The sequence below is a fragment of the Microcoleus sp. PH2017_12_PCY_D_A genome (assembly GCF_020738565.1).
In the GTDB taxonomy this organism is placed as follows: Bacteria; Cyanobacteriota; Cyanobacteriia; order Cyanobacteriales; family Microcoleaceae; genus Microcoleus.
On record NZ_JAEQCI010000161.1, the window covers coordinates 1 to 10,110 of the forward strand.

The 10,110-nt window shown below is 48.8% G+C and carries 10 protein-coding genes; 7 read left to right on the forward strand and 3 right to left on the reverse strand.

Annotated features, from left to right (window positions below):
• Positions 1–98: 98 nt before the first annotated feature.
• From JGK39_RS30305 to JGK39_RS30315, 3 genes are all read right to left on the reverse strand, one after another.
• Entirely contained in the window at positions 99–254 is a 156-nt protein-coding gene (locus JGK39_RS30305; RefSeq protein WP_293308860.1) for a hypothetical protein, read from the reverse strand.
• Positions 255–403: 149 nt separating this feature from the next.
• Entirely contained in the window at positions 404–616 is a 213-nt protein-coding gene (locus tag JGK39_RS30310) for a chlorophyll a/b-binding protein (RefSeq protein ID WP_293261442.1), read from the reverse strand.
• Between the two features lie 405 nt (positions 617–1,021).
• Complete coding sequence (locus tag JGK39_RS30315; protein ID WP_293297880.1) at positions 1,022–1,159, reverse strand: hypothetical protein; 138 nt, start codon at positions 1,157–1,159, stop codon at positions 1,022–1,024.
• On the opposite strand from JGK39_RS30315, the gene hflX reads away from it, so the two are divergent.
• The 7 genes from hflX to JGK39_RS30350 all read left to right on the forward strand — a co-directional run bounded on the left by hflX (position 1,152) and on the right by JGK39_RS30350 (position 9,739).
• Complete coding sequence (hflX, locus tag JGK39_RS30320; RefSeq protein ID WP_366049130.1) at positions 1,152–2,801, forward strand: GTPase HflX; 1,650 nt, start codon at positions 1,152–1,154, stop codon at positions 2,799–2,801. The two genes, JGK39_RS30315 and hflX, sit on opposite strands and share 8 nt — an antisense overlap.
• Before the next feature lie 505 nt (positions 2,802–3,306).
• Positions 3,307–3,897: a PEP-CTERM sorting domain-containing protein gene (locus JGK39_RS30325; RefSeq protein WP_293261448.1), complete on the forward strand. Its 591-nt coding sequence runs from the start codon at positions 3,307–3,309 to the stop codon at positions 3,895–3,897.
• Positions 3,898–4,200: 303 nt separating this feature from the next.
• Positions 4,201–4,461 (forward strand): glutaredoxin 3, encoded by a 261-nt coding sequence (gene grxC, locus JGK39_RS30330; RefSeq protein WP_293261451.1) that lies wholly within the window; start codon positions 4,201–4,203, stop codon positions 4,459–4,461.
• Between the two features lie 67 nt (positions 4,462–4,528).
• Positions 4,529–5,503, forward strand: a complete 975-nt coding sequence (gene gshB, locus JGK39_RS30335) for a glutathione synthase (RefSeq protein WP_293261454.1) — start codon at positions 4,529–4,531, stop codon at positions 5,501–5,503.
• 429 nt (positions 5,504–5,932) lie between these two features.
• Positions 5,933–7,051 (forward strand): Gfo/Idh/MocA family oxidoreductase, encoded by a 1,119-nt coding sequence (locus tag JGK39_RS30340; protein WP_293261457.1) that lies wholly within the window; start codon positions 5,933–5,935, stop codon positions 7,049–7,051.
• Between the two features lie 108 nt (positions 7,052–7,159).
• A complete protein-coding gene (locus JGK39_RS30345) occupies positions 7,160–8,998 on the forward strand; it encodes a CHAT domain-containing protein (RefSeq protein WP_293261460.1) in 1,839 nt (612 codons plus the stop codon).
• Between the two features lie 159 nt (positions 8,999–9,157).
• A complete protein-coding gene (locus tag JGK39_RS30350; RefSeq protein ID WP_293261463.1) occupies positions 9,158–9,739 on the forward strand; it encodes a hypothetical protein in 582 nt (193 codons plus the stop codon).
• Positions 9,740–10,110 lie beyond the last annotated feature (371 nt).

The following is a 10,110-nucleotide window of genomic DNA, read 5'->3' on the forward strand; positions in this document are numbered from 1 at the left end:
ATAAAAATGGTCGGCAATGGTGATTTTAGGTTTGAGTTTCATACAGATAAACCCTAATTAAATGTTTTGTGGTTACTCAATAATTCTTCTCCAATATACTATATTCTGTTAAGATTAAATTTAGATGCCTTCGCCCTGTTGTCGGTGAGATTTCTTGCCAAAAATACAGCAGGGGCGAGAGCCTTGACGCCATCAATATCTGTTTTACTCTCAATATTCACCGCGCCAATGCCACCGCCCCCACCCGCAATCATCTAATCACAGCAAGAAGTCTTTTAATGCCATTCAAAAGTAACGAAAGATACAAAGGGACAAAACCCTACTGGCTGCCATTTGTAACTTTTAGCCTGTCTGGCAGTTGCGGCATTTCTTCATGCTGCCAGACAGGAAAGAGTGCTCATTTTTAGCGAGCGATGTAGGTAGGCAGAAAGTGCAGTATGTCGCGCAGAACGCTATATCCAGCCATGTCCCAAAGCAAATAAGCTAAGAAGCCGATCATCGCTAAGCGACCGTTCCAAAGTTCTGCTTGCGGGTTTAAGCCAAACAGAAAGGCGTTCCGATCTTTGCCGTTGTAGGCATTAGCTGTTGGAGGTAAGTTAGTAGGACGGGTTTCCATGTTTTTACATTCCTTAACAATGTTTCGCTTATCATCGTAGCGACCTAATTTCTAGTTTGCTATCTGTCGATAGGCGCAAAATACACACAAGTCTAAAGGAGGATTTTGAGACCCAAATAATGTGTTAACTTTTGTAACTGGAGATTTTTTAAGGGCTCGCCTGTATCTGTAGATACTAAAGACAACTGCAAGTAGAGAGGGCTGCTGTGAAAAGCTCGCGGAGCCCTGCTGCGACAAATAACGCCCGTTGTGACTGGACAATACTGAAGCCGCGAGAAGCTACAGGAAAAAAAAATTAGTCAATTTCAACCCCAAAACAGAACACGATCGCCCGGGAGTTAACTAAAATAGGAGATAGATAGAACGATCGGGAGAAACAGTTATCGAAACCATCTACGGCAATCTTCAGGGTTTAAAGTCCAGCCAGCTCAAGCAACTCGAAAAGCTGTACCACCAGCGACTACCGGGCGATCGCATCACCACGGCAGAATTCGCCCAGCGCGTCGCCGCCATCAGCACCGAAATCGACAAACCAATCTGCACCTACATCAACCGCCGCGGACAAGTCATTCGCGTCGGCGTCGGTACGCCCCGCCAAACGCAGATTGCGCCCCTAGAATTGCCCCGCTACGGGGGAGGTCGCCTCAGCGGCATTCGCTGCATCGCCACCCACCTCAAGCCGGAAATCCCTAGCGAAGCAGCCCTCACCGCCATGGCAATTCAGCGCTTGGACGCTCTCGTTTGGCTGACGCTGACCGGCGGAGGATTTCAGCGCCGCGGCGGCGGTGCGACGGGTTACATTCAAGAAACTTATCTCGCTCATTTGATACCCCAGGGAGACCGGCCAAATTTTGAGTTCTCTGTGTTGAGCGCTCAGTTAGAAAAATCTGCAACCGATCGAACTGATGAAATAGAAGAGCTTTCAATTCAAAACTCACCCATCAAAACTCAAAACTTTCCCTGGAAAATATCAGAACCTCTGAGTTTGGACGACCTCGCAGACCAAGACTTTCTGGAGTTGGTGGAAGGACTCGAAGCAGACTTTCAAGCAGAGTTTGTCGCCAAGCAGGTCGATGCAGACCAAGATAAAGTGCTGCTGGTGGGTGTAATGACTCAGCAGATGACTCTGCTGGATTTTGAGGACGGACTCGCAGAAATCACGCGGCTGGTGGAAAGCGCCGGAGGTCAGGTACTGCAAACAGTGCGCCAAAAACGATCGCGCCCCCACCCGCAGACAGTCGTCGGCGAAGGTAAAGTTCAAGAAATTTCCCTCACCGCTCAGACGATTAGCGCTAACCTCGTGGTATTCGATCGCGACCTGTCCCCCGCACAAATACGCAATTTGGAAACTCAGATCGGTATCCGCGTAGTCGATCGCACGGAGGTAATTCTCGACATCTTCGCCCAAAGAGCGCGATCGAGCGAGGGTAAATTGCAAGTCGAACTCGCTCAGCTAGAGTACAGCCTGCCCCGCCTGACAGGTCGCGGTCAAGCAATGTCGAGACAAGGCGGCGGCATCGGTACCAGAGGCCCCGGGGAAACTAAACTCGAAACCGAACGGCGGACGATCGCCAAACGCATTTCAAGATTGCAGCAAGAAGTAAATCAACTCCTCGCCCACCGCTTCCGGCTGCGGCAGAACCGGCACCACCACGACGTACCCTCAGTCGCGATCGTCGGCTACACAAACGCAGGTAAATCGACTCTGCTCAACCTGCTCACAAATTCTGAGGTCTACGCCGCCGACCAGTTGTTTGCCACCCTCGACCCCACCACCCGCAAGCTGAGGATTCCGGGCGCCGTTACCGGGGAACCGCTGTCGATCGTCCTCACAGATACCGTCGGCTTTATTCGCGAACTGCCCCCGTCCTTGATCGACGCTTTTCGGGCTACCCTCGAAGAAGTTACAGATGCCGATGCTTTGCTGCACCTCGTCGATCTCTCTCATCCCGCGTGGCAGAGCCAAATTCGATCGGTCATGAATATTTTGACAGATATGCCCGTAACTCCCGGGCCAGCCCTTGTAGTGTTTAACAAAATTGATGCCGTAGATGGAGATACTCTCGCTCTCGCCGGAGAAGAGTTTCCTCAAGCCGTATTTATTTCTGCCGCCAAAGGTCTCGGGATCGAAAGCCTCCGCGATCGACTAGCTCAGCTCATTCAATACGCCCTCTACCCTCGGTAAATACTTAAATATTCCTTTTCAGTAGTTGACATTCGGGAATACACGTACATATACTGAGGACAGATCTCGTCGAAGCATGAGACTATAAAAGAAGAGTCAGATTGTGGATTGCCAATTAGAATACAGCAGAGTTAGTTGGCGATCGGTTACATCATTAACTGCGCTGAGGCGGCGGTCAAGGTAAAGACTCTCTTGCTTAATAGCTGTAAGGGCTGTTGGTTGAGAGGTTGCCAGACGGTTTGCCAGACGGTGCAAACCACCCTACGCCACTAGGGTGAAAGAAAATAAGACGACCAAAGTGTTTGGGCGATCGCCTCAAGCGCTATACTATCTTTTACAGGCGTCCGGGAGAGAAAACCTCAATTTATGGTAAAAACTCTAAAATCAATGCCCGCCGTGCAGCGCTAATCTCTAGCACTATTTCTATTCTCCGATTTTACCACTGTTTAACTAAATAGTTATGTGTACGCCACTGGCAAAACTAGCAATTGGACTCTGGGCCACAATGGCAACAGGGTTCTACTATCTAGCTGCCGCCCCTCCGGCTTCAGCAGCAGTCGATGTGTGCGGGCCCGGAAACTATTCAAGTGCCTGCGTCCCCGATAATTCCCTCAGCCCGCAATCACCAACACCCGTACCAGAACCAGTACCGACATCACCAACACCCGTACCAGAACCAGTACCGACATCACCAACATCCGCGCGAGACGCGGTACCGGAAGCGCCCGCAGTCGAATCACCAGCACCGATAATAGAACCCGTAGTGCCGCAAGTCCCGGTAGTCCAATCACCAACGCCTCTAATAGTAGAGCCCGTAGTGGCGGAACCGCCGGTAGTTCAATCACCACCACCAACAGTAACCGAGATACCGATATTACCCACGCCGGACATACAGGTCATACCACCTGTATCGCCATCGCCAGCGCCTTCGCTGATACCGGTGCCCGCGCCGATATTGCCAAACTACATAAACCCCCCCGTCATCAGGACAACAACAATCCCAGAACCGGGTACTGTGGTAGCACTCCTGCTGACAGGCGCAGGAATCATCTGTTCCGCCAGAAAACGAAACAAGCAGGTCGGTCAGCAACGGTAAGCAGGCCGAAGCTGCTGCTTGTTTTCAACATCTCTCCGTTTCTAGAAGCGCGAGTGTTTTTTTGTTTTTAGGTAAAATCCTAAAAAATGTATTCATAATTACCTTACAGCTTGCAGGGTGCACTGGGAGCAGAAGGAAGAAGAGTTTAGCGATAGAACGCCGTGAAGTCAGAAGCAGTAGATCGCATGGGGAAAGTTCAATGCGAGAACTTCGTAACCCTCGGGCGCGGTTGCTATATATAAAAATTAAAATAAGATTGGTTAAGATTACAATAAAAAAATATTGTTATTGTGTGAGCGTCCGATGACACCTAAAGTAGAAATTTACACTTGGAGAACCTGCCCGTTTTGCATTCGTGCTAAAGCACTGCTGAAGCAAAAAGGGGTTGAATTTACAGAGTACGCAATTGACGGAGATGCCGCAGCACGAGATAAAATGACCGATCGAGCCAACGGAGGCCGCACCCTGCCCCAGATATTCATTAACGACCAACACGTAGGCGGCTGCGACGACCTCCACGCACTCGATGCTCGAGGCCTCCTCGATCCCCTGTTAGCAAAATAAAGCATTTGTCCTTGAATCTTATATTTTGCGAGAATTTTCTACGACCATTGTTGAATTGTAACTCACCATGAAATTTGCATTCATCATCGATCCGCTCGATCGACTAATTCCAGGACACGATACCAGCGTAGCGCTGATGGAGGCAGCTCAAGAATTGGGTCACGAAGTCTGGGCGACTCAAGCCAACGAATTAAGCATCATCGGCGGCAAAACCTGGGCAATGTTGACTAAAGTAGCCCTCACCCCAGTCAAACAAGTAGAGGGACGCTGGGAAGCAGCCCAAGTGTGGTACGAGGTGGAACAGCCAACTTTGCAACCTCTCGAAGCAATGGACGCAGTATTTATGCGTACCGATCCCCCAGTCAACGTTCCCTACCTCTACACGACTTATCTTCTAGACGGCATCGATCCCGCTAAAACTTTGGTAGTTAACAGTCCCAAAGGATTGCGGGCGGCGAATGAAAAGATGTATGCTTTGCAATTTGAGGGAGCGATCCCCGAAACAATTGTTTCTCAAAACAAGCAGGTAATTCGGCAATTTGTGGAGAAAAAAGGAGCGGCAGTTCTTAAACCTTTGGGCGGCAAAGCTGGCGAGGGGATTTTGTTCTTGGAACCGGGCGATCGCAATCTCAACTCCATCGTTGAAATTAGCACTCAACAAGGCAAAATTCCAGTGATGGTGCAGACTTATCTGCCCGAAGCAAAAGACGGAGATAAACGCATCATCCTCTTGAACGGCAAGCCGATCGGCGCAGTCAATCGCATTCCCACCGGCAATGAATTCCGAGGCAACATGGCTGTCGGTGGCCGAGTCGCAAAAACAGAAATTACCGATCGCGAACATCAAATTTGCGCTCAGTTAGCACCTGTGCTGCAACGAGACGGACTGTACTTTGTCGGCATTGATATCATTGGCGGTTATCTCACCGAAGTTAATGTCACCAGCCCTACAGGGATTAGAGAAATTGACTTATTTGACGGCGTTAGTTTGGGTAAACAAGTAATTGAATGGACAGTCTCCCAGCCAGGAGCTAAAAGTTAGGATCTAATAGCGGAGAATTAGTCATCGGTCAATTTTTTTTGATAATAACAAAAAAAATCGCCCTTTTTTTAGGGTAAAAAGCTTGACTTTGAGAATCTGAAAAGGTATTATAGGATAATGGGAGTGGTGACAAAATTTAAATTTAAGTCACCACTCCCATTATTATATAAATATATCCCGATAATCCAGGAAAATCAATAGGTAATAGTTACTTTTTTAAGACAAATTTTTTAACGAAATAACCAAAAACCCGGAGTATTCAACAATAATTTCAGAAGTTCATATATGGGCTAGCTTGTGTACGAGCAGACAACATTGCACTCCGAAGCTTTCCTATCTTAAAATTATCTGCGTTAATCTGCCTTCAATCTGCGGTTGAGTTCTCAATCAAAGACTGAATCCCCAATCCCAATTCCCAATTATTAAATCATGTCAAAAATAGGCGTTGCAGTAGTCGGTACAGGTTTCGGTCAAAAAGTACACCTTCCCGGATTTCAGACACACCACCGGACAGAGGTTGTGGCTGTCTATCACCGGAATTTAGACAAAGCTCAGGCGATCGCCACCGCCCACAACATCCCCTACGCTTGCAACTCGATCGCAGATATAGTAGCGATCCCAGAAGTAGCGGGCGTCAGCATTTCCACGCCGCCATTTTTGCATTTTGAAATGGCAAAAACAGTCCTAGAAGCAGGCAAACATTTATTGTTAGAAAAACCCACAGCCCTGACAGCTAATGAAGCCCGGGAACTTTACCGATTAGCAAACAGTGAATCTCAAACCGCAGCAATTGCCACCATGGACTTTGAGTTTCGCTTCATCCCCCCATGGCAAATGCTAGCAGAATTATTAGCAGCAGGATATGTAGGAGAAAAGCGTTTAATTAAAATTGATTGGTTGGTGTCCGGCCGCGCCGATGCAACTCGCCCTTGGAATTGGTACGCCCAAAAAGAGCGGGGTGGCGGAGTTTTGGGCGCGACAGGTTCCCACGTTTTTGATTATATTAGCTGGCTGTTCGGCCCCGTGCAGAGGCTTTCTGGGCAATTGATTACAGGAATTGCGGCGCGGCCCGATCCCCATGATTCGGGAAAGTTAAAACCCGTTGATGCCGATGATTCTTGCACGTTGATGCTGGAATTGGCCGGGGGAACGCCATGTCAAGTTTGCTTGAGTTCTGTTACCTATCAAGGGCGGGGACATTGGGTCGAAATTTACGGGAGTAAGGGTACTTTGGTTTTGGGAAGCGACAATCAGCAGGATTACGTACACGGATTTCGTTTGTGGGGTTCCCAAGCTGGAGAACCTTTAGCTGAAATTAAGATTCCTCAAAGATTGGAGTTTCCTCAAGTTTATCCAGACGGGAGAATTGCACCTTTTATTCGAGTAGCAGACAGGTGGGTTGAAGCAATTGATGCGGGGAAATCTTTGATACCGTCGCTGAAAGAAGGGGTTTACTCGCAGTTGTTGATGGATTTGACTACTGAGTCAAATGCTACGGGAACTTGGGTGGATGTACCCAATTTAGATAAATTTTTGGGTGTCAGGTAAAATGAAAAATTTACAAAGCAATGTCGCGCACTCGATCGCACCCCAAACCCGATAAACTACTAATAGAGAAACTCGATCAATCCCTATATCCAGATTCGGTAGTTGTGAATGGCGCGCCCTGAAAGTCCTTGCCTCAGTATAGCGATCGCTCGCCTGAGAACCGCTGGGGCAAACCATTTTGCCACTTGGGTTCTACAAGCTCCCTATCCCAGCGGGTACGTTCACCACGATTGTATGTGGCCTTCGACCCTATCCCAATCCTGGAAAGCTTGGCAGGAAATGTTTTCCCCGTCAGGGACAATTCACGAATTGCCCCTCAATCCTGATGGCAGTTTCGTCTCGCCCCAAAACAACCAGAATCTACTGGCAGAAACTGAAAAACGAACTGCTCAATCGCTACAAATGCCTCCAATTATGCCCTCTGTGCCGCTCCACCTCAGTCAAGGGGGGTTGGTGGAGAGGGGCGAGCAGAATCCAGCACCGCCACCTCCTAGCTACAGCAGCCGCCTGATGCAGCATTTGGGGATCGATCTTTGGCAGTGGCTGTTTGAAGGCCCGATTCAGGGCAGTCTCCAGGAAAGTAAAGGTATCGCGATCGGGCAAAATCTGCCCCTGCGAGTCCGCATAGACTTGCGCGAACCGTATTTAATTGCCTTGCCTTGGGAAATTATGCAGCCTCAAGCCGGTCAACCGGCCATTTCTCTGTCGCAGCAACTGCTTTTCAGCCGCACTACCAGCAATGTTGAGCCTTTGCCGCCCCTGCGTCCTGCCGATTCCCTCAACATTTTGCTCGTTTTGGGACAAGCAGAACCCGGCCGCGGTGCTAATTCTGAATTTGACCGGGGCAATAATAGTCATTTGCGGTTGGAAGCAGAAGCAGTCGTCCTAGCTGGGGTTCTCGAAAGTGCTTTTCAAACCGATGACAGCGGTAAATATTTCGACATCAGCGTTGCGACTCGCGTTGATACTCTGATCGAACCTACTCCGGCCCAACTAATTTCTCGGCTGGAAACGCAAGCTTATAACATTCTGTTTTACGCCGGCCACGGCATACCTGGCCCGGACGGGGGCTTGCTGTTTTTGGGGCCGGACACGGCGATTAACGGTACTGAACTGGCTCAGGTTTTGGTTCGATGCCGCGTGACGCTGGCGGTGTTTAATGCCTGCTGGGGAGCTCAGCCGGCGGTGGAGAGGCTGCATTCAAATAACGGCCCACAACAGGCGATCGCCCGCAGCAGTTTGGCTGAGGTGCTGATCCATCACGGGGTGCCGGCGGTGTTGGGGATGCGGGACTCGATCGCCGATCGCGAGGCCCTGAGTTTTATCCAAACTTTTGCCCAAGCTTTGGCCGGGCGGATGTCGGTCGATCGCGCCGTCGCCGTCGCCAGACAGCAGCTACTGACACTTTACAAGTTCAATCAACCGGCTTGGACTCTGCCCGTACTGTATATGCACCCGGAGTTTGACGGTCAACTAACTGAACCGGTAGATGACCTAAAAACTGAACTCCCGTTGAATTCTTCTACTTGGCTGGGACGTTTGCCGTCTTGCGCTTACTTGCGGGGGCGCGATCGACCAAATGTCAAATCTAGCGAATCTGGCAATCAGGTTTGGCCGATTACCGCTGGTATGGTTCGAGTCGGACGCTGGGAAGAAAACGACGTAGTGATTCGAGAACAGTGGGTTTCTCAAAAACACGCCGAGATTTTCTGCCGCAACAGCATCAGAGATAGCCGAGAAGAACCTAGCTACTTCCTGCGCGATTTTTCTCGCTACGGGACTCTGGTTTTGGGGCCGGAGGGATGGGTGAGAGTTCACCACCAAGAACTGCTGCTGCAATCGGGTACTCAGCTAAAATTTGGCAGTTCTCAAGGTCAGATTTTTGAGTTCACTATTGAGGTTCCAAAAACTTCGGGCTACAGTGAGACTGATTGCGGAACTAATTAAGGTGCGGGTGTAGGTAATGAAGGCAATCGGCGATCGGGACACCAAAGTTCTCGACGCCGTGTCTCAAGTCTGAAGTTAAAACAGTTACTCACCACTGGCAACTAGCACTTGGCAGAGTCCACCTTCTGTATTTTACTTGAACTACTTAGGTATTACATCATGGCTACCCAATCTCCTGATTCTCAATATTTTCGCGACTCGCAAACTCAGGCGCAGATGGAACTTCTCACCACAATAGTTCAGACTGATGTTGCTTATCCTTGGAATCCCGCACAGCTTGAATCAGAATCTTATTTAACCGATCTAGAGCAAGAATTTGCCCTGTCTGATTCCTTCAGCGACAGCGATATTGCCCAGAAGTCGCAAGTTTTATTCGCGCAATTAGAACAAGTTTGGCTGGCGACTGCTTTGCAAAAGTCTTTGCGCGAAAAATTTGCGATCGTGCCTCAAGATTTTCTGGCTTCCATCACTCAAAGCGTCCAAAACGCCACTGTTAAGTATCAATCTTTAGCCGACCAAATGGTTGAGTGCGTGTTAGATATTTTGCCTCAGTGGACTGAAGAAGATTTGCAGGTGTTGGCGCGTCCTTTGGCTTATGCCATGCGAGAGGCTGATTCGTCCGGGGTGGAAGTAGTGATGGAGAGTAGAAGACCTTGGGCCCAATTGTCGGAAATAGAACAGGCGAGAGTTGGTTTGGCTGTCGCCCGCTATGCAATCTCGCAATTAGAAATTTCTGATTAGTTTTTGACGGCTAGTTTTTTAGGCTGCGATCGCGGTAATTTTTTAAATTAATATAAAATCAATCTACCTTTAGTTAGATGTCACATTCGTCTAATTATTAGCCCCTAGGGATTGCTATAGTTTGATATAGCAATCCTATTTGATTTGTAGAGATGAGGATTTTTTTGTGGAAATAACTGCAAAAAGTCGAAGAAAGCTGGCAGCAAGCAGGAAAGAAAGCAGGAAAAACAATCAGAAATTGGGCAAAAAACTTGGTTTATAGGTCGCCACGTTTGTAGTGTGGACTTTAGTCGGCAGAATTTTATGAGGACTAAAGTCCTCACTACGAACCACGCTTGTAGTGTGGACTTTAGTCGGCAGAATTTTATGAG